18 protein-coding genes are annotated in these 18461 nt (G+C 52.9%); 6 read left to right on the plus strand and 12 right to left on the minus strand.

Annotation, left to right across the window (positions count from 1 at the left end; genetic code table 11):
* Positions 1–3 precede the first annotated feature (3 nt).
* The 4 genes from R2K28_RS18125 (at position 4) to R2K28_RS18140 (ending at position 3598) form a co-directional block, all read left to right on the plus strand.
* Complete coding sequence (locus R2K28_RS18125; RefSeq protein WP_316366677.1) at positions 4–1563, plus strand: thioredoxin fold domain-containing protein; 1560 nt, start codon at positions 4–6, stop codon at positions 1561–1563.
* A 49-nt stretch (positions 1564–1612) separates the two neighbouring features.
* Positions 1613–2086, plus strand: a complete 474-nt coding sequence (soxY, locus tag R2K28_RS18130) for a thiosulfate oxidation carrier protein SoxY (protein ID WP_316366679.1) — start codon at positions 1613–1615, stop codon at positions 2084–2086.
* 54 nt (positions 2087–2140) lie between these two features.
* Complete coding sequence (soxZ, locus tag R2K28_RS18135) at positions 2141–2458, plus strand: thiosulfate oxidation carrier complex protein SoxZ (RefSeq protein ID WP_316366681.1); 318 nt, start codon at positions 2141–2143, stop codon at positions 2456–2458.
* A gap of 549 nt (positions 2459–3007) precedes the next feature.
* On the plus strand, positions 3008–3598 hold the full coding sequence (locus R2K28_RS18140) for a YiiX/YebB-like N1pC/P60 family cysteine hydrolase (RefSeq protein WP_316366682.1): 591 nt from the start codon (positions 3008–3010) through the stop codon (positions 3596–3598).
* A gap of 2 nt (positions 3599–3600) precedes the next feature.
* Here the strand turns inward: R2K28_RS18140 and pyk are convergent, their stop codons facing one another.
* The 10 genes from pyk to R2K28_RS18190 form a co-directional block, all read right to left on the minus strand.
* Entirely contained in the window at positions 3601–5040 is a 1440-nt protein-coding gene (gene pyk / locus R2K28_RS18145; RefSeq protein ID WP_316366684.1) for a pyruvate kinase, read from the minus strand.
* Positions 5040–5891 (minus strand): alpha/beta hydrolase, encoded by an 852-nt coding sequence (locus R2K28_RS18150; protein WP_316366685.1) that lies wholly within the window; start codon positions 5889–5891, stop codon positions 5040–5042. Before R2K28_RS18150 ends, pyk begins: the two co-directional genes overlap by 1 nt.
* Positions 5888–6643 (minus strand): SDR family NAD(P)-dependent oxidoreductase, encoded by a 756-nt coding sequence (locus tag R2K28_RS18155; protein WP_316366686.1) that lies wholly within the window; start codon positions 6641–6643, stop codon positions 5888–5890. The genes R2K28_RS18150 and R2K28_RS18155 overlap by 4 nt, the downstream gene beginning before the upstream one ends.
* A gap of 53 nt (positions 6644–6696) precedes the next feature.
* Positions 6697–7149 (minus strand): putative molybdenum carrier protein, encoded by a 453-nt coding sequence (locus R2K28_RS18160; protein ID WP_316366687.1) that lies wholly within the window; start codon positions 7147–7149, stop codon positions 6697–6699.
* A 45-nt stretch (positions 7150–7194) separates the two neighbouring features.
* The gene (locus R2K28_RS18165; protein WP_316366689.1) at positions 7195–8253 is read right to left on the minus strand and encodes an SGNH/GDSL hydrolase family protein; all 1059 of its coding nucleotides are present in this window, start codon (positions 8251–8253) and stop codon (positions 7195–7197) included.
* A gap of 443 nt (positions 8254–8696) precedes the next feature.
* Positions 8697–8957 carry a sulfur carrier protein ThiS gene (thiS, locus tag R2K28_RS18170; RefSeq protein ID WP_316366691.1) on the minus strand — a complete coding sequence of 87 codons (261 nt, stop codon included), beginning with the start codon at positions 8955–8957 and terminating at the stop codon, positions 8697–8699.
* A 4-nt stretch (positions 8958–8961) separates the two neighbouring features.
* A complete protein-coding gene (locus R2K28_RS18175; protein ID WP_316366693.1) occupies positions 8962–10209 on the minus strand; it encodes an NAD(P)/FAD-dependent oxidoreductase in 1248 nt (415 codons plus the stop codon).
* Positions 10210–10227: 18 nt separating this feature from the next.
* Positions 10228–12081, minus strand: coding sequence for an aldehyde ferredoxin oxidoreductase family protein (locus R2K28_RS18180; protein ID WP_316366696.1), 1854 nt, complete (start codon positions 12079–12081; stop codon positions 10228–10230).
* Positions 12082–12098: 17 nt separating this feature from the next.
* Positions 12099–12578, minus strand: coding sequence for a 4Fe-4S dicluster domain-containing protein (locus tag R2K28_RS18185; RefSeq protein WP_316366698.1), 480 nt, complete (start codon positions 12576–12578; stop codon positions 12099–12101).
* A 456-nt stretch (positions 12579–13034) separates the two neighbouring features.
* Positions 13035–13934, minus strand: coding sequence for a LysR family transcriptional regulator (locus R2K28_RS18190; RefSeq protein ID WP_316366699.1), 900 nt, complete (start codon positions 13932–13934; stop codon positions 13035–13037).
* A gap of 231 nt (positions 13935–14165) precedes the next feature.
* Here R2K28_RS18190 and R2K28_RS18195 point away from each other — a divergent pair, with 231 nt between their 5' ends.
* Complete coding sequence (locus R2K28_RS18195; RefSeq protein ID WP_316366702.1) at positions 14166–16151, plus strand: SLC13 family permease; 1986 nt, start codon at positions 14166–14168, stop codon at positions 16149–16151.
* Positions 16152–16357: 206 nt separating this feature from the next.
* A complete protein-coding gene (locus R2K28_RS18200) occupies positions 16358–16819 on the plus strand; it encodes a hypothetical protein (RefSeq protein ID WP_316366704.1) in 462 nt (153 codons plus the stop codon).
* Here R2K28_RS18200 and R2K28_RS18205 read toward each other — a convergent pair.
* Both R2K28_RS18205 and R2K28_RS18210 read right to left on the minus strand, forming a co-directional pair.
* On the minus strand, positions 16798–17241 hold the full coding sequence (locus tag R2K28_RS18205; RefSeq protein ID WP_316366706.1) for a hypothetical protein: 444 nt from the start codon (positions 17239–17241) through the stop codon (positions 16798–16800). The genes R2K28_RS18200 and R2K28_RS18205 overlap by 22 nt on opposite strands.
* 12 nt (positions 17242–17253) lie before the next feature.
* Complete coding sequence (locus R2K28_RS18210) at positions 17254–18387, minus strand: NAD(P)/FAD-dependent oxidoreductase (protein WP_316366709.1); 1134 nt, start codon at positions 18385–18387, stop codon at positions 17254–17256.
* Positions 18388–18461 lie beyond the last annotated feature (74 nt).

Below are 18461 nucleotides of genomic sequence, written 5' to 3' on the forward strand. Positions count from 1 at the left end.
GCAATGGCTGAACTCCCACACAAAGCTATCTTTTTGAGACGGATCAGAGAGGTCGTGGCGGCCGGTCTGCTTGCCATCCTATTGCCGACTGGAGCCACTACCCATTCGCTACCACTGCATGATGCTGTTCAATCAGAGGATGTCACGATTCTAAAAAGGGCAATTGCAGCTGAAGGATCGCTGGATGCCCAGGATCAGAACGGCTGGACTGCCTTGATGTTCGCTATCGAGATAGGAGATACAGATAAAACATCAGTGCTGCTTGCGGCAGGGGCATCTCCTAATATCGGGGATCGACTGGGCAGGACGCCACTGCACCTTGCTATGGAAAAACCGGTAGGCATCACACGATTGCTGATCCATGCTGGGGCCGATATGGACACACGCAATGCGGGCGGTGTAACTGCCCTCATGCAGGCAGCAGGCCTCGGACGACGGGATATAGTCGAGCTGCTATTGGAAGCACAAGCCCGTATGGACCTCAAGGACTATCAGGGCAATTCTGTAGTGGATTGGTCGCAACGCAGTAATCACAGAGAACTGCGAAGGATGCTGGAGCGGAAACTTGCGACTCAGGTTAAGGCTGAGCCAAAGACAAGCGGCACTGAATTCGCTGAAGAGGTTTTTGTTGATGTGCAGTTTCCACATTGGTTCAAAACGACCTTCCTGGAACTCGATGAGGAGCTTAAAGAAGCAGTTGGGAAGGGTAAACTAGGGTTGATGCTTTTCGTCAGCACGCGTCGCTGCAGCTACTGTAAGGCGTTTATCCAGAATGTCCTGAGCCTACCTGACATTCGCCAGCGCGTGGAGCGCTCCTTTAATGTGGTTGGACTAGAGATCTTCGACGACAGCGAGATGACCGATCCCGCAGGCCGCAGCTTCCGCGTAAAGGAGTTTGTAAGTGCCAACAAGGCCGCCTATACGCCAAGCATGATCTTCTATGGCGCGAATGGAGCGCAACAACTGAAGATCGTGGGTTACTATCCGCCGGTAAAATTCCGCGAGGTGTTGGACTATCTGGAGGGAGCGCATTATCTACGTGAGCCTTTGCGTGACTATCTTGTCAAAACGGTCAACACATTATCGGAAACGACGAGCGGGATCATCAGCGATCCGGTGCTCTTTTCCAAACCACCCTACCAGCTTGATCGACACACCCGAGCTGCGAAACAGCCACTGTTGGTGCTATTCGAACGCCCCAATTGCGGTGCCTGTGAACGCTTCCATCGAAGGGTACTTGCAGACCTGTCGATTCGGCGTCTCATGCATGAGTTTGAGACAGTCCAGCTCAATGCCTCGGACAGCACGACACGCCTCATAAGCCCGAAAGGTGAACGCACTACTCCGTCGGAATGGTATGCCCGGCTCGACCTGGCATACAGCCCGTCAATGGTCTTTTTTGACGATACGGGCCGAGAAGTCCTGCGCTTGGATTCAGAAACCCAGCGTTTTCGCATGGAGGGAACACTCCAGCTGGTACTCGAGAAGGGTTATGAGAAGGATGCCCAACTGCAGCGCTGGAGGCGGGATAAGGCAATACAGCTGTTTAATCTCGAGAAGTAGTGAGTTAACCAGAGGCGCTCTGGTCAATAGAATATGAGGAGTTGAAACAATGACACAGAAAATACAACGCAGGTTATTTCTAAAGGTCTCATTAAGCGCGGGATTGATTGGTACTGCCACTGCTGCAGGTTTATTGATCCCGCAGCGTGTATTTGCCATTTGGGATCAGAAGGCATTTAGTTCCAAGAAGGTTGAAGATGCTCTGATGAACGGTCTTGGTAGCGCTATTACGGAGATATCCGATGCTATCCATATTGATGCGCCTGATGTTGCTGCAGATGGATCCACAGTCCCGATAAATGTTGCAACTACCTTGCCCAATGTGGAATCCATCGCCGTGCTTGCAGAAAAGAATCCAAGGCCGTTGTGTAGCATCATTCATCCCGGTCCCGGTATTCGATCGAAGGTCGGAATACGCATCAAGATGGGTAAAACGGCAGACGTCATCGCTGTGATCAAATCAAATGGGAGACTGTTTATGGCACGGCGCACTGTAAAGGTGACCGCCAGTGGCTGTGCGTAGCACATGAGCATTAATCACGCTCAACACCACTCAACCTATCAAGAGGTAATCAAGATGAACAGGAAAACCATTAAACTTCGTGCAAAGCTCAAAAACGGTGTGACCACTGTCAGATCCTTGATGCTACACCCCATGGAGACAGGATTGAGAAAAGACAAGAAGACCGGAAAGGCAATGCCCGCCCATTATATTCAGGAAGTTGCATGCCGGCATAATGGGGAGTTGAAGGTTACGACTGAGTTTGGAATCTCCGTCTCGAAAAACCCTTTTCTACAGTTTGAACTTGAAGGTGGTGAAAAGGGGGATATCCTGGAGCTGACATGGAGAGACAATAGAGGGGAGACAGAATCTGCAACAACACAAATCAAATAGTCTCAGGGGCCTCTGACGGAATCAGGGACTCCTCAAATATCAGCATACTCTAGTGTCTCAAATCAACCAAAAACTGCCTGTTTCCCAGAATCGGTAATTGGCGGCTAAGAGTCAGGATCAGTCGATCAGTACAGATGCACCCAATGACCGGTATGGTCGCGTAGCAGGCGTCTAGGCTGAAAACTTATTATGTCCGTTTTTTCTTGCGAGGAAGATACGACTGTCAGATGGCATCAAAATTAAAATTCCAAAATGTCAGATTAAGTCCGTACTTCTACACCTAGCCGGAATTGGGTCAAGGCTCCCACCCTGAATCTTCTTAATAACGACAGTAAAAATGCATAGTCACGCAACCAAGCCCGTCTATGTTGGCTCTCTGGATTTACTAGAATTCTGCTTCTGAAGCATATGGCTAACGAGAATATGACTATGTGTTTGAAGAAGATATGCCTGACAGTTGCAGCAACCGGCATAGCGACACTGTTGATGCATAGTTTTTAATACGATAGTAAGATCTATAGGATTTTTACTAGGTTTCAGGTGAGCGCTATGGCAATCCCACTTACAAAGAAAGAGATCGAGCAACTGCCGGTGCAGCCATATGATGACATGCGACAGGATTTACAGACTGGTGACCTGGTGTTCTGTTCCGGTTCCTATTTCTTCTCGCAAGCTGTGCAAAAGTTCACCCATTCAGTGTGGAGCCATGTGGGCATGATCTACAGGGATCCGACGTTACAAAGGATCTTCGTATTGGAGAGTGAGACTTTTATCGGGGTGCGATTGGCCCCGCTATCCAAGTATCTTCGCGACTACCATGGCAAGAACCGTCCCTATAAAGGCCATATCGTGATTGCAAACGTGAATCCGCCCGTGGATGAAGAGAGGCTCAACCAGGCTATCAGCTACGGCATGGACGAACTCACCAAACCCTATGACAATTTTGAGATTCTGCGGATAGGGGTGCGTATTCTGTTCAAGATCAGCCGCCGTACCCAGGATCGGAAATATATCTGCTCTGAATTAGTCTACGACTGTTTCAACAGCGTTGGTGTACCTTTCAGTCTACGGGATGAATATGTCAGTCCGGACGATATCTGGCAGGATGATCAAGTCCAGCCAAAATATAGAATCTTTTGAGGTCACTCCACGGTCATCACCCGAATCAGGTCGGTACCCCCGGTCATCTGACTATGCCCGCTGGTGGCAATGGCGATATCGCCACCATCCAGTAATCCGCGTTTTCGTGCCTGCGCTATTCCATAAGCGATCTTTGCTTCATCCGTACTCTCCTCGTCGTAGAGAACAGGTATCACCCCCCAGTTCATGCACAACCGCCTGGTCACCCTGGGCGACTGTGTAATGGCGAGAATGGGACACTCCGGCCGATGCTTGGAGATCAGCCTGGAGGTAAAGCCCGATTCGGTGAGGCTGATGATCGCAGCCGCCTTCAGTTGACTGGCCATGTCGACCGTTGAGTGGCTGACCGCCTCGGTGACCACGTTGGAGGGGTGAGGAATGATATGCTGCAGATAACCGTATTCCCGCAGTGAAGCCTCGGTACGGATCGCCAACATGTCCATGGTTTTGACCGCTTCCACCGGATAGTCACCCATGGCCGACTCACCCGACAGCATAACCGCAGAGGAGCCATCCAGAATGGCATTCGCTACATCACTCGCCTCGGCACGTGTCGGCTTTGGATTGTGCTCCATTGAGGCCAGCATCTGGGTCGCGGTGATCACAGGTTTGCCATTACTCACCGTAATACGGATGATCTTCTTCTGCATGCTTGGCACATCCGCCATGGGCAGTTCCACACCCATATCGCCCCGCGCCACCATAATCCCATCCGCCGCCGCAACGATAGATTCGAGGTTATTGATACCGGCACGATTTTCGATCTTGGCAATAATCGGGATATCGACCTTTTTTCCAATGAGGATTTCCCGCATCCGGTTTACCTCATCGGCATCCTGAATAAATGACGCCGCGATATAGTCGACATCGTTTTCCGCCGCAAACGAGAGTTCCTGCAGTACGTCATCGCGATGCTCCGGCTCCACCACTGTCATGGAGAGCTGGGTATTCGGCAGATTGACTCCCTTGTTTTCCTTCAACACGCCACCCAAGACGACCTTGCAACGAACCTCCCGGTCAAGGATCGATTGTACCGTCAGCTCCAGCGCCCCATCATCAAGCAGGATCACATCCCCGGGATTCACCTCCTGGTGCAGGCGCTGGTAGGTCACTGAAACCCCTTGCTGGTCACCGCTACGACCATCGGTGAAGATGGAAAAGCTATCACCCGAGGTCAGTTCAATACTCCCCTGGGATATCTTACCGGTGCGGATCTCCACACCCCGGGTGTCGATCATGATCGCAACCGGTATGTGCAGATTTTCAGACGCCTGACGGATACGTTGGATACGCTGACTGTGCTCTGCATAACTCCCGTGGGAGAGATTCAGCCGGGCAACACTCATTCCCGCCACGATCATCTCTTCTAGGGTATCGACCGAATCGGAAGCGGGACCGATGGTGGCCACTATCTTGGTCTTGCGTATTGGAAGTGCTGTCATCAGATCTGCTCTTTGTTGGCAAAGCGAATAAAATCATCCCAGTGATCCCTGTATCGATCAAGCTCCTGCATGAAACCATTGTTATGGTCCCCGCTCAGCTCAACAAAACGTCTCGGGTCATTGGCTCTCTCAAAAAGGAGTCGGCCATGGTGGAAAGGAATAATCTCATCATTACGACTATGAATGACCATTACCGGACTGTTGATGGTCACTATACGCTGCATTGTATTGTACTGGTATTTCGCCAACCAACGCACGGGCAGCCAGGGATAGAGCTCGGCCGCCATGTCGGGCACGGAGGTGAAAGTGGATTCCAACACCAGACCCATGGGCGATTTTTTCTCAGCCATATAAGCAGCAACCGCTCCACCGAACGAGCGACCGAAAAGCAGGATCTCTCCCTCCTGCACTCCCTTTGTCTCTGTCAGGTAGCGCCATGCCGCCTCTGCATCCCGGTAAATCCCCTTCTCGGACGGTCTTCCTTCACTCTTGCCATAACCGCGGTAATCAAAAATAAATACAGCCAGGCCTAATTCACTGAAAAGGGCCAGTGACTCCAAGCGATGGGATATATTGCCGGCATTGCCGTGAAAGAAGAGCAAGGTCCCCCGTGGCTGTTCATGGGGCAGGAACCAGCCATGCAGTTTTACATTATCCTCAGTCATCAGGTTAACCGACTCAAAAGCCAATCCCACCTGGTGCGGCGTAGCAGCCACACGCCTGGATGGTAGATCTGGCAAATGAATCAGATTAGTCTGGTTCAGATAGAGGTATAGGGTGACTGCCAGAAACAGTAGCAGGATCAGCGATAGCAGGAGCAACATCTCGCGCAACACCGGCGGCAGTGTCATGGCCTGTTTCTCGCCTCGATCAGTGCCTGATACTCATCCGGGGCCAGAATCTGCCTGAGATCGATATAGCTGCCGCTTTCAAACTCTTTCAGGCGCGGCAAGGTTTCCAGGATCCGTTCAGCCCCCTCAACCGGCGAGAGAACGACACCATCCTTTCTTGCCTGCTGCAGCCGTTGCAATGCGGGAAACTCGGTGCTGTCCGCTTGGGTACACAAATAGTCCATCATGCTCGATTCGATCAGGCCGGGGGCGATGGAAGCGATGTGGGTAGCCTGAAATTCGTGGGCATAGAGACGTCCGAGCATGTTCAGGGCACACTTCGACAGGGCATAACCGGCCCACCCCTTGTTGCCCAACACGGCAGCACCCGATGAGAGCAGCAGGATCTGATCGATTCTGATACCCGACTGGAGCAACCAATCCAGGATGATCTTGTTCGACCAGAGATTGATATCCATGATCTGTTGCAGCTCATCCAATGAGGTCTTGCTGATATGTTTGATCTCACCCAGGATACCGGCATTGAGCACCACCAGTTGCAACGCCCCAACCCCTTGCAGCAGTTGCTCCAGCTTCTCCCCAATGGTGTCAAATCGGCTAAGATCACAGCGTAAATCCACCACATCACCCGCCAGGTCACAGCCCCGCCGGCTACAGCCGAATACCTTGTAGCCATGGGCCAGCAGCACTTCACTAAGCCCTAAACCAAGACCACTGCTGTTACCGGTAATCAATGCGTTTTTCTTGTCCATATCTAATCCATGTTGATCACTTCATCCTTGGAGCAATTACAGTCAGGGGCATGCTACGACAGCGATGCGATAACCGCTCTTGTATAGTCATATGCCCGAGTCTCCCCACTCGCCCGCGGTCCCGCAACATTCAATACGTTTATCCCTTTGTCAGTGATGAATCTCCTGACTCTTTCCCCTGCTCGCTGCCTACTCAGCTCCTCGGCATCGATCAATAGGTAGGGTCTCTCTTCTGCAATACAGTAGCTGAGGGTCTGCTCCGTACCGCCTGAGATATAACCAAAATAGATGATCAGTGTAGCGTCACTATCGATGACATTTTGCAGGGTTCGTTCACTGTATCCTGCATCGGCCAACTCGGTTACCGGATAGCGATCGGGAATGACACCATCTTCAGCCAGGCGGCCTTGAGGGCACCATCCACCCACCTCGATGCCACATGCCATTGCCGCATCCAATGCGGCCCTGTCCACACCTGTCTGCGCGCCTGATACGATTTTCAACACGTTACAGATGCTGGAAATGCGCTGACCTGTTCAGATGATCGCTCTTCATTTGCGGCGCTTATCACTCCTATCTTCATCCTCATGATCCTTGGAGGGCTCTGGATCTTCCACATCACCCAGGTTGAGAATCTGCATAGCCTCCCGAGCAAAAATCCGGTGTCCGGCCCGGGTTGGATGAATGCCGTCCCAAAACAGATATCTCTTCGGCTTTTTACAGGCGTAAGGGGGTTGATTCGGCATCACGCAGGCGTCCATTACATTTTTCAGACCAAACCCAGCGGGGTCGGTCTGGATATCATGCAGGATCTGAAAGACATCCAGTTGCGCAATCTCCATCCCGGGAAAGGCGATACTCAGCTCTTCTTGCAATGCGAGCAGATTCATATTGAACTGGTGCGACGCCATGGCCGCTCCCAGAGCAGACCCGGGAAATAGCAGGTCGAGTCGTTGAATTGCAGGGGTCAGGGAGATATCGGGGGAGTTGACAATCAACAGCTTTGTCGCGCCGGCACCATGCAGAGCGATTATTGAATCGGCCAGAGACATCAACGCATCCTGTAAAATATCATTACTGGCCTGACCCGTGGGATCAATGGAAAAGGCGGCAACAGCATCCCTAACGTCGTTGCCTCCCAGGGCTATTACATACAGCGCATCCATCGTTGCCACACCCTGGGAATCGCTGAAAAAAGCGCCTAACTGGGCATTCAGATTGATATTGATACCGTCATCCCGCGCGCGCGCACCGCCGACAGCGTAGTTGGTTCGTTTCAATGCGTCCCCATTCTCTCCCTTGAAGGCGGGCTTTACACTGTCACCCAGGTCGAGCTTTTTTCCCAACTGCTCAACCCATGTGGCACCATTGCTGAAGTGGTTGCCGCCTCGCGCATAGGGTGCATCGGGTATTAAAAAATCATCGAGGGTCTCATAGGGGGGTTTGAGATTGATGCCGGACAGAAAAAATGCATTACCCGGATCTGACAGGCTGTCACCGAAAACGACAACACCGGCATAAGGCTTATCCTTGGCAAGAACAAGGCATGGGATCAGTAGGATGGCGAGTAAGGCGCCTGACAATCTAAAACGTTGTTGTTCTCTTATCATTATTTATCCTCCTTTTTTTATTAGTAGCCCTATTCTAACAGCAGTAGAGAAATCAGTTTATACCCGGACACTCTCCTGCAAGGATATCTTCACCCTCCTCCACGCCTGAAGCAGAGATCAAATCTCGACCAAAACCTTGCGACTTCATCTCTATCAGAATTTTTAAACTGAAACTCGACCTGTAACGACGGCATGCTGAGTGAACCAATCTTCAGTGGATTGTTCATATGCAATTGTAAACCAGCCCTGAATGTCTGATGGAAGATAGCCACTTCTGTTTCGGTTTCATCAATCTCGATCTGGTAGTACCGCGTGAGTGGCAACAAACTGCGTAAAAACTCTGCGTGGGAAATCGTCATTGTCCGGCTGGCGCTAGACTGCATCATTTAAGCCCTGTGCGTGGCGAGGCGACTCAAGGGTGCGACGTAACTGGCGTGCGCCATCTAGCCGCCGGCAACCGGCGGCCAGAGAGCGATCACATCCCCATCCTGCAACTGATAGGTCTGGCGCTGAGAGGGAGGCATGAACACGCCGTTGCACACAACCAGGTGGGCCTGTTCGCGAGGGACCTGGTAGCGATCCATTACATCAAACACGGTTGCACCTTCAGACAGCTTCACCTTGACGGCATGATTGAGTGCGCCCGCTGGTAGATAGTCCATTAATGAAGCATAGAGTTTGAACTCGACTGTTACTTCGGACATCGACTCAACTTACACCCTGCACGGATCCCAGATAAGCCTCCATCAACCGGGTTGGATCCTTCATCAATCGATCCTTCCACTCACCCAGGGGGACGCGACTGCGTATCAACCCCCTGAGCACACCGATATGCTGGGTATGCCCGAGGGTACTGGCACCGATCAGATAGTCTCCGTTGAATTGCAGCTGCATATAGCGAAACTCACTCTCATCCAAAAGGGTTGCCTGCTCACCACCCTCAATCCCCATCCACTGACCGAATGAGCTCGAAATCAGGCCCAGGGTATCCAGGACATTCATATTGAGGCTGCCGTGATGGGTTATCGAATCCGCCTTGACCATGTTGATTGCGGCAATGCGACCATGTTCCACCGAGGTGGGTTGAATCGCCTGTACCGTATCGGCACCGGTGGAGAAATCCCGCCCCTGGGCCACATCCCCGGCAGCAAAGACATCTTTCCAGTTGGACTGCAGATGTTCGTTCACCAGGATACCCTGATCGGTCTCAATCCCTGAACCGGCCAGGAAGTCGATATTCGCGCGCACACCCATGGCGGTGATCACCAGCTCTGCTGAGAGGCTTTCACCACTATCCAGGTTGACGCTCACACCATTACCCATCTTGGTAAAGCCCACTACGCCGCTGCTGGTGAGGATTCTTACGCCCCTGTTTTCACACCAGCTCTTCAACAGATTGCCGGCAACGTTATCCATCATACGCGGAACCATCCGGTCACCCTTCTCCACGACGGTGAGTTTCACGTCCCGCTCCACCAGGGATTCGAGGATGATGCAACCGATGAATCCGGCCCCGATCAGTACCACCGGCGATCCCGGTTTGGCACGGGCGACGATGGCCCGGGCATCCTCCAGGGTCCAACAGTTGTGGATTCCGTCCAACTCTATGCCTGGGATTGGCGGCTTCAACGGCGTCGCGCCGGTAGCGATCAACAGACGATCATATTCCAGGCTGCTTCCATCGGACAGGGTGACCCGATGCTGTTGCGGATTCACCTCGGTCACCGGCATCCTGATATGTTCGATGCTGTTCTGCTGGTAGTGACCCTCGGTCTTACGCAGATAGGTACCCGATTCATCTATCTGTTCTACCAACAGGTAGGGGATGGCCATCCGGGAATAGGGAGGCTCAGGCTCCTCACCGATCAGAGTAATCTGACCGGTGGGGTCCTCACTGCGTAGGGTTTCACAGGCGGTAACGCCTGCTGGCCCGGCACCGATTACGATATAGTGCATCTGACATCTCTCCCTGTATCAGGTCAGGCCGAGCCGTTGGCGGGTTTCATCGGTGAGTGCACCGTCCGCGGACCAGCCGCGTAGTTCATAATACTCGGGCAGCATCTTGTCCAGGTCATTGACACGCCCCTCAGCAGGTCCGGTTTTCGCCGCCTCTTTGAGTAAACGTTGCGGCAGGGTGTCATCCGCAGCGGTCAGACCGGCACGCAGATTGAAGTCCCGTTCCATGTTCCATACCCGTTCACCCAATTCCGCCAGGCGCTCCGCACTCCAGTCGCCTTCACAGGCTGCATCCACCTGGGGTGCGATATCCTCCAACGACCAGGCAAAGGTGGTGAACAGACACAGACCACTGGAATCCACCGCGGCGGTGGCATCCTGAAATGCCTTTACCAGTCCGGCCTTACCCTCGGTCTCCAGTGGATCGGTCTTCTCCGGAATGCCAAGGACTTCAGAAGCCACGGTATAACCCCGCAAATGGCAGGCGCCACGATTCGAGGTGGCATAGGCAAGCCCCATCCCCTGTATGCCCCGTGGATCATAGGCGGGGAACTCCTGTCCCTTGACCGTCATGGAGAGTTCCGGGTGTCCGTACTTTTCACACAGACGTTTCGACCCCAGCCCAAGGTCCTTGCCGAAGCCCTCGCCTGAAACCAGCGTCTCGGCACCCCAGACCAGTGCCTCCGCAGAACCGAAGTCCAGCTCCTTGCCACCGGTTTGTTCGGTGGTAATGGCACCGATCTTGTAGAGTTCGATGGCGGCAGCGAGGGTGGCACCGAAGGAGATCGGATCGAAACCGTCCTCGTTGCAGAGGAAGTTAACATAGGTCAATGCATCCAGGTCATCGACACCGGTATCCGGTCCCATGGCCCAGGCCGCTTCATATTCCAGGCCACCGGAATTGCCCCAGTACTCGGGCTTGTTCTCAATGGAGAAATGCCCCCTGTCGATGGTGGAGATCCTTCCACAGGCGATGGTGCAACCGAAGCAGCCGGCATTGGTGGTCAGGTTGGGTTTGCCATCGGAGGCTCTATTCTCATGCATAGCCTCACCTGAGACCTTGTCAGCCCCCTCGAACTGTACTTCCTTCATGTTACGGGTCGGCAAGGCGCCCATCTCATTGATCACGTTCATCAACACCTGGGTACCATAGGTGGGCAGTCCCTGTCCGGTGACCGCATTATCGGCAAGCACCTTTTTGCCATCATTGACCGCCTGCATGAATTTTCCAAAATCCTTGACATTGCCGACCCCATTGGTGCCGCGGATCGCCACTGCCTTGAGATTCTTGGAAGCCATGACGGTGCCGACACCGGACCTGCCCGCCGCCCGGTGCAGATCATTCACTACAGCCGCATAGAGACAGCCCGCTTCCGCCGAACGCCCAACAGCGGCAATACGCAGCATCGGGTCCTGGTGCTTGGCATGCAGCCACTCATCAGTGTGCCAGACACTGGTGCCCCAGATCTCTTCGGCGGAGAGCAGCTCCACTTTGTCGTTGACGATATAGAGATAGACCGGCTTTGGGGATTTACCTTCAAATATGATCATATCCCATCCGGCGAAGCGCATTTCGGCACCGATGAATCCCCCGGAATTGGAACAGGCTATACAATTGGTGAGTGGCCCCTTGGTAACCACCGAGTAGCGGCCGCTGGTTGCAGCCATGGTCCCGGTCAAGGGTCCAGTGGTCATTATCATCTTGTTTTCGGGACTCAGGGGATCGACTTGCGGATCGATCTCCTCGACCAGATATTTACTTGCCAAACCCCGTTGCCCAAGATACTCCTGTGCCCATTGTCGATTGAGTGCCTCGGTGGTGCAGGTACCTTGAGTCAGGTTGACGCGAAGAATTTTTCCAGCCCATGACATAGCTATTTACCTCCAGATTATGCGCTTGCAGCGCTGCCGGCGTCGGTTCTACCCGCCCAGGCACGCATCTTTTCAAATCCCGTCTGATCCGCGTCCACATAGGTGATCGCAGCCGTCGGACAGGCCTTGGCACAGGCCGGATCTCCGCCACAGAGATCACATTTGATAACCTTTCCGTTATCACTGCTGTAGTTGACCGTGCCAAAGGGACAGGCAATGGTGCACACCTTGCAACCAACGCACACCGAGTCATTGATTACCTTTGCACCTGAGTCGGCATCCAGTGTGATGGCATCGACAGGACAGGCCTGCATACACCAGGCTTCTGCGCATTGGGTACATGTATAGGGAACAAAACGCCCTTCATGGTGAAACGTAAAAACCCTGATTCGCGATTTAGCGGGGTTGAATACCCCCTCATTTTCATAGGAACACGCCAATTCGCATTGTACGCATCCGGTACATTTTTCCGCATCGATCAAAAGGGACCTGAGCATATTGTTCTCCTTCCCAACTTTAAAAAAAATTAAGGCATAGTAATTTTATTGATTAACTTGGTCTGACTTCTAACCCGGCAAAACACAGACGTTTTAATTATTGTCTGTACGAGTGATCACCTCCTCAGTAAAAAGCAGCTACCAAGGCTTATGGGCGAGTCGAATTGGCGTAGAAGATGTTTGATCACTCACAAGTATCTCCGTTATACAGCCGGAATCTGGTGAGTGCACAGTTGAAGGTTAGTTGGGAAATTTTTAGAGATCAAATATTTCAGTGAAAAAAATCGGCGGCTGATAATTGCGGGAAAATAGGGACAAATAATGACAAATGGTCATAGTTAAATGACAAAATGTCACTACGCGATAGTTCTGATATTTACAACATTCTAATAAAGCAAACCAAGATTTGACTGATACCTTATTGAACTATGCATAAAGCACCCAGTGGTACCGATTTCATAAACCATCACGCAACAGTTGGATAAACGCCTCAGCGGCGGCGCTCTTCAGATTGGAGCGGGTTCGTGCAATCCACAGGGTACGATTGATTCGCAGACCCTGAATCTTTATGTGATACAGACTGCCGGCCTGCAGGGCGTCGTCTACGGCAAAACGCGGCAGGAAGCTGACATGACCGCCATGTTGCAGCATCTCCACGATGGTATCCGTCGATCCCACCTCCATGGTAACGGGCAGCCGTTCGATGCCGATGTCCTTAAGCGCCTTGTCCAGAGTGATTCGCATCGAGGACTGGGGCTCGCGCAGTACATAACGCAGACGTCCCAACTCGGTCACTGGCAACAATCCACTGGCCCAGAGTGGATGCCCTTTGCCACATACCAGTACCAACTCATCGTCGAGCCATTTCTGCACCAGTATTTCCGGGTGATCCGGCGCTTGCTCCAGCAGCGCCAGATCGGAAAGCCCCGTCGCCAGACGACGCTGAATATGCCGGCTGTAACCCATGCGACTCTCGATCTCATACTCAGGATAATTTTCCGAGAAACGCAGCAACAGGCTCGGCAACAGACGCTCACCGATAACAAATGTCACTTCGAGACGCAGCTTGTTACGCCCCGAGCGCAGATTCTCCAGGTCATCCAACAGTGAGGCCTGATGATCGAGCACCAGGCGCGCATAGGCATACACCCTCTGCCCCGCAGGCGTCAGTTCGAGACTGCGTCCCTGACGCTGCATCAAACTTACCGCATAACAGCTATCCAGGGCGCGCAACCGTTTGGTCACCGCCGGCTGGCCAATATGCAGCAGGCGCGCGGCCTCAGACACACCACCCTGTTCGACAACCGCCCTCAGGGTCGCCAGATGTTTTAGGTCAGGTAGACTAGAATATTCCATAAAGGAATATTAAGACATTATTATTTATTTGAAAACACCCAAGAGGTCCGGCAGGATACACGACTTTCCCGGCTATCTATCGGCCACAATCGCAAGATACCGCTCCATTTTAGCCCGAATGTAATTCCATATCGGAATGTGCATTATTGCACTTTTGGTCCGGATCCAACTCCGGTGGCTGCTGTTTGTGCAGCACCGCAACAACCATTAACAGATAAAAGCAGTAACATAATGACCCCACCGAACGATCAGCAATCGACACCCGACCAAGACCAGCCCCAGTCACGCAAACAACTCATCGCAAGCATCGTTTTCCTCATCGGCGCCCTGCTGCTGGCGTTTATCTCTCCCACTATCGAGATCGCCTGGGTTGGGGCCATCCTGATGCTCACCATCTACCTGTTTGCCTTCGAGGTGGTCGGGGTGGATGTTGCGGCTGCCAGCATCATGGTGCTGCTCGGTCTCTCATCCCTGCTAGCTCCAGTGATGGGCCTCAATCAGGGCCTGGTGGATAACAAACATCTGTTCGACGGCTTCTCATCCAATGCCGTCATCTCCATCATTGCAGTGATGATCATCGGTGCCGGTCTCGACAGGACCGGCATCATGAACGGCGTGGCCTCATTTATCCTCAAGATCGGAGGGACCACGGAGAACAGAATCATTCCCATCATCTCCGCCAGCGTGGGTTTCATCTCTTCGTTCATGCAGAATGTGGGAGCGGCCGCGCTATTCCTACCTGTGGTATCGCGTATCTCCGCCCGCTCAGGACTGCCCATGTCACGCCTGCTGATGCCCATGGGCTTCACCGCGATACTAGGCGGCACCATGACCATGGTTGGCTCCAGCCCGCTGATCCTGCTCAACGACCTGATTCTCACCTCCAACAAGGCACTGCCCGCCGATCAGCAGATGGAGACCTGGGGACTCTTCTCGGTGACTCCCATCGGCATCGCCCTGATTGCCTGCGGGATCATCTACTTCGTACTTGCCGGACGCTTCGTGCTGCCGAAAACCAAGAGTGAAAGCAGCACCAGCGGTACCGATCCCATGCAGTATTTCCAGGATGTGTACGGTCTGCGCTATAGCCTGTCAGAGGTGATCGTCACCGACAACAGCGGCCTGATCGGCAAGCAGCTGGATGATATCGAAACCGCCTACCGGGTGCGGGTCATTGCATCCAAGCTCTCCGGCGAGGCTAACCGGATCGGCCCGGGCGCCTTGGCCCGGGATGTGGACCTGGAGGCGGGCATGGTGCTGGGCATAGTCGCCGACCCCGACTCCCTGACCGATTTCATCGATGTCTTCAAGCTGAAAAAGCGCCCGATGCTGCGTACCTTCTCCAATGACCTCTCCGCCAACAAGGCCGGTATTGCCGAGGTGGTGATTCCGCCGAGCTCCTCACTCATCGGTAAGAGCGCACGCGACGTCTGGATGCGAAAAACCTATGGCCTTGCCATGATCGGTCTGCATCGCAATGGTGAGACCATGCGCGAGGGTGAGGATATCCGCAACATCCCCTTCATGGCCGGTGATACGCTGGTGGTGCATACCCCCTGGGACGTTCTCCCGAGGATTGAAAAAGACAAAAATTTTGTGGTCGTCACCACTGAATATCCCCATGAGGAGCTGCGACCACACAAAGTGGGTTGGGCCATGCTGTTTTTTGCCATTGCACTCTCCATGGTGCTGTTTACCGACATCCGCCTGTCGGTCGCCCTTCTCACCGGCGCCATGGGAATGGTGCTATCCGGGGTTCTGAATATTGAAGAGGCGTATGAGGCGGTCAGTTGGAAGACAGTATTTCTGCTCGCCTCCCTGATACCCCTCGGTCTCGCCGTGGAGACTACCGGTACCGCAAAATGGATCGCAGAGCAGGTACTCTGGGTGGTGGGAGACATGCCGATCTGGGTCATACAGTTATCGGTCGCGGTGCTCGCCACATTCTTCACCCTGGTCATGTCCAATGTGGGCGCAACGGTGCTGTTGGTGCCCTTGGCAGTGAATATCGCCATCGGCGCGAATGCCAATCCTGCCCTGTTCGCGCTCACGGTGGCCATCGCCACCTCCAACTCCTTTCTCATTCCCACCCACCAGGTGAATGCACTGATCATGGGACCGGCTGGATATCGTGTGTCTGACTTCATGCGCGCAGGCGGCATCATGACACTGTTATTTCTGTGTGTGATGATGCTGGTGATGAACCTGGTGTTTTAAGCTGCAACGAACCCAATTCCATTACAGGGATTTGTGTGCAATGTCTGTTTTAAGTAGTATGAAGATCAACCCAATACCCTAAACAGGGCTGGCCATATCAAACCAACAACAAAGGCCAGCTATTGATAACGCACTGTTATTGATTATCTTTTTTTGCATCACAGCCAGTTGGCATTGCACAGCACGATTATAGCTCTGATCAAATCATGAATGATTCACGGATCGTCAAACGTTACAACGCCTACTATAGGGGCTGGTGCCTTGCCTTTGGTGAACACAATGCTGACTATGATGAAGAGCGGGATATCAGTTGGCTTTTCGGAGAAGACCGGATCGGCTTGATACTCTCCCCCAACCTGCGCAAACAGGCACAGCATGAGTTGCTGGGACATCACGATGAGATTCCACAACTGAAGCTGACCGACCACAGCGTGATGCTGAACCAATATGAACATTCACTCAAGGATGATGTGGACAAAAAAAATATCTTTCGATTTAAGGAGTTTCTAATGCAGGGAGAGGAGATGCATATGTTTCTATGCAGCCACCTGGTCTATCCCTCCCGCACCCGCATTCTCACCTTTGCCACCAAAAAGCCTCTGAACATCATGTACAAAGAGATGCAGCCATTGAATTTGATTATTGATCAGTTTCCACCGGTCCGGTGAAGATCGCGCATACTGTCACTCCAATACTTACCCAATAGGGACAGGGATCTAAGCCCTTCCTGGGTGCCAGGCTCCATGGCCAGTTTCACAAGATCCACCACACCACCCTTGGCCGGGGGAGAGGTGGCTATATCACGGCTCATTTTACTCAGGGCCGTGGACAGACCATGCAGCAGATGCTGGCTCTCAGGTGTGTCCAGCACCTGCAGCAAACGCATCAGCCCCTCATTGCGAGTAAGCCTGTCGAGCAGGGTGATGCCTTCACTCAATGCGGAAGCGACACGGGAGACGATGTCATCCGATAGGGCATCCCGCGCCGATAAAACCAGGGTTGCAAGCTCGGAAAGCTGCTCCAGCTCATGGGCGAGCTCATCGCGATCCACAGGTGTTGCGGTTTGAGGTGATTCAGTCTGTGCAGTCATAACCACGCCTCCTCAAAGTAGACCGCGGACGCTGGTCCAATACATCTTGTTATAGCTCATCTTGAACCAATGCATTGATTTGTTCGGCGTCTTCAGGTCGGGTGGATTTTCATAGTTGAACATCGCATAGGTCGCTCGATCATGACCGGCCTCGATGAAACAGTAGACCTTGCCATCATAGTCACGCACCGGCGTACCGATCTTGATGATCGAAGAGATATTCTCGGCCACCACTTCCGCCTCGAAGTGTGCCGCGGAACCGGTCTTACTGACGGGAAGATTGGTGGTATCACCCAGTACGTAGACATTGTCATAGCCTTCCATGGTGAGTTTGTAACGATCGGTGGGTATCCAGCCTCCGTCACCCATATGGTCCCGTTCTATCACCTCCATACCCCGGTGTGGCGGAATGGAGATAAGCAGATCGTACTCTGTCTCGGTACCTTCCTCGCTCTTTACCACCTGGTTCTCCACATCCACCTCCTTGACGTTGAACAGGGTTTCGTATTCGATACCGATACGATCAAATTCCGGTTTCGCCCATTTGGCCACATTCTCAATCGTATGGATGCGCCCGATCGGGTAGTGATACTTGATATGCACCTTGTCACGGATACCGCGTGTCTTGAAATAGTCGTGCAGGGAGAATGTCACTTCGACCGGTGCGATAGGGCACTTGTGCGGAACGCCTACGACAATCGCAACCTTGCCACCTTCAAACTCTCTTAGACGTTTGAACATCTTTACCGCTGCCGCCTCGGAGTAAAAGGTCTCGGAACCTTCCGCCAGACCAGGCACCTCTTCGGGAACGATGCGTGAGCCGGTTGCAATCACAATCACATCATACTCATGGGTCCGCCCGCTCTTGGTTTTAACCTTGTTCTGATCCAGATGAAACTCCTCCACCGGATCCACATGAAACTCGATGGATGGCTCTAGCAGACTCAACTGATCGCGATACAGCTCATCAGGCATCATCTGTCCGAACGCGACATACAGCAAGCCTGGCTGGTACATATGCTTATCGGAGGCTGACAGCATGGTGATTCTGACCTTACGCTTTCGAATCTCGACGGCCAGTCGCCGCGCAAGGTTATTGGCCAGTATGGTACCGCCACAGCCACCACCGACGACTAAGATTCTCATTGTATTCTCCTAATCCGCTATTCCCAGGATAGTTCTGACTGCGGGTCAGAAAAATCCCAGTGATTTATCCAGCC

This window comes from Candidatus Thiodiazotropha sp. CDECU1 (assembly GCF_963455295.1).
Classification (GTDB): Bacteria; Pseudomonadota; Gammaproteobacteria; order Chromatiales; family Chromatiaceae; genus Thiodiazotropha.

What these genes read in the sequence shown, in the direction of transcription:
- R2K28_RS18125 (WP_316366677.1), top strand. Translation starts at nt 4, where the DNA reads ATGGCTGAACTCCCACACAAAGCTATCTTTTTGAGACGGATCAGAGAG.
- soxY (WP_316366679.1), top strand. Translation starts at nt 1,613, where the DNA reads ATGACACAGAAAATACAACGCAGGTTATTTCTAAAGGTCTCATTAAGC.
- soxZ (WP_316366681.1), top strand. Translation starts at nt 2,141, where the DNA reads ATGAACAGGAAAACCATTAAACTTCGTGCAAAGCTCAAAAACGGTGTG.
- R2K28_RS18140 (WP_316366682.1), top strand. Translation starts at nt 3,008, where the DNA reads ATGGCAATCCCACTTACAAAGAAAGAGATCGAGCAACTGCCGGTGCAG.
- pyk (WP_316366684.1), bottom strand. Translation starts at nt 5,040, where the DNA reads ATGACAGCACTTCCAATACGCAAGACCAAGATAGTGGCCACCATCGGT.
- R2K28_RS18150 (WP_316366685.1), bottom strand. Translation starts at nt 5,891, where the DNA reads ATGACACTGCCGCCGGTGTTGCGCGAGATGTTGCTCCTGCTATCGCTG.
- R2K28_RS18155 (WP_316366686.1), bottom strand. Translation starts at nt 6,643, where the DNA reads ATGGACAAGAAAAACGCATTGATTACCGGTAACAGCAGTGGTCTTGGT.
- R2K28_RS18165 (WP_316366689.1), bottom strand. Translation starts at nt 8,253, where the DNA reads ATGATAAGAGAACAACAACGTTTTAGATTGTCAGGCGCCTTACTCGCC.
- thiS (WP_316366691.1), bottom strand. Translation starts at nt 8,957, where the DNA reads ATGTCCGAAGTAACAGTCGAGTTCAAACTCTATGCTTCATTAATGGAC.
- R2K28_RS18175 (WP_316366693.1), bottom strand. Translation starts at nt 10,209, where the DNA reads ATGCACTATATCGTAATCGGTGCCGGGCCAGCAGGCGTTACCGCCTGT.
- R2K28_RS18180 (WP_316366696.1), bottom strand. Translation starts at nt 12,081, where the DNA reads ATGTCATGGGCTGGAAAAATTCTTCGCGTCAACCTGACTCAAGGTACC.
- R2K28_RS18185 (WP_316366698.1), bottom strand. Translation starts at nt 12,578, where the DNA reads ATGCTCAGGTCCCTTTTGATCGATGCGGAAAAATGTACCGGATGCGTA.
- R2K28_RS18190 (WP_316366699.1), bottom strand. Translation starts at nt 13,934, where the DNA reads ATGGAATATTCTAGTCTACCTGACCTAAAACATCTGGCGACCCTGAGG.
- R2K28_RS18195 (WP_316366702.1), top strand. Translation starts at nt 14,166, where the DNA reads ATGACCCCACCGAACGATCAGCAATCGACACCCGACCAAGACCAGCCC.
- R2K28_RS18200 (WP_316366704.1), top strand. Translation starts at nt 16,358, where the DNA reads ATGAATGATTCACGGATCGTCAAACGTTACAACGCCTACTATAGGGGC.
- R2K28_RS18205 (WP_316366706.1), bottom strand. Translation starts at nt 17,241, where the DNA reads ATGACTGCACAGACTGAATCACCTCAAACCGCAACACCTGTGGATCGC.
- R2K28_RS18210 (WP_316366709.1), bottom strand. Translation starts at nt 18,387, where the DNA reads ATGAGAATCTTAGTCGTCGGTGGTGGCTGTGGCGGTACCATACTGGCC.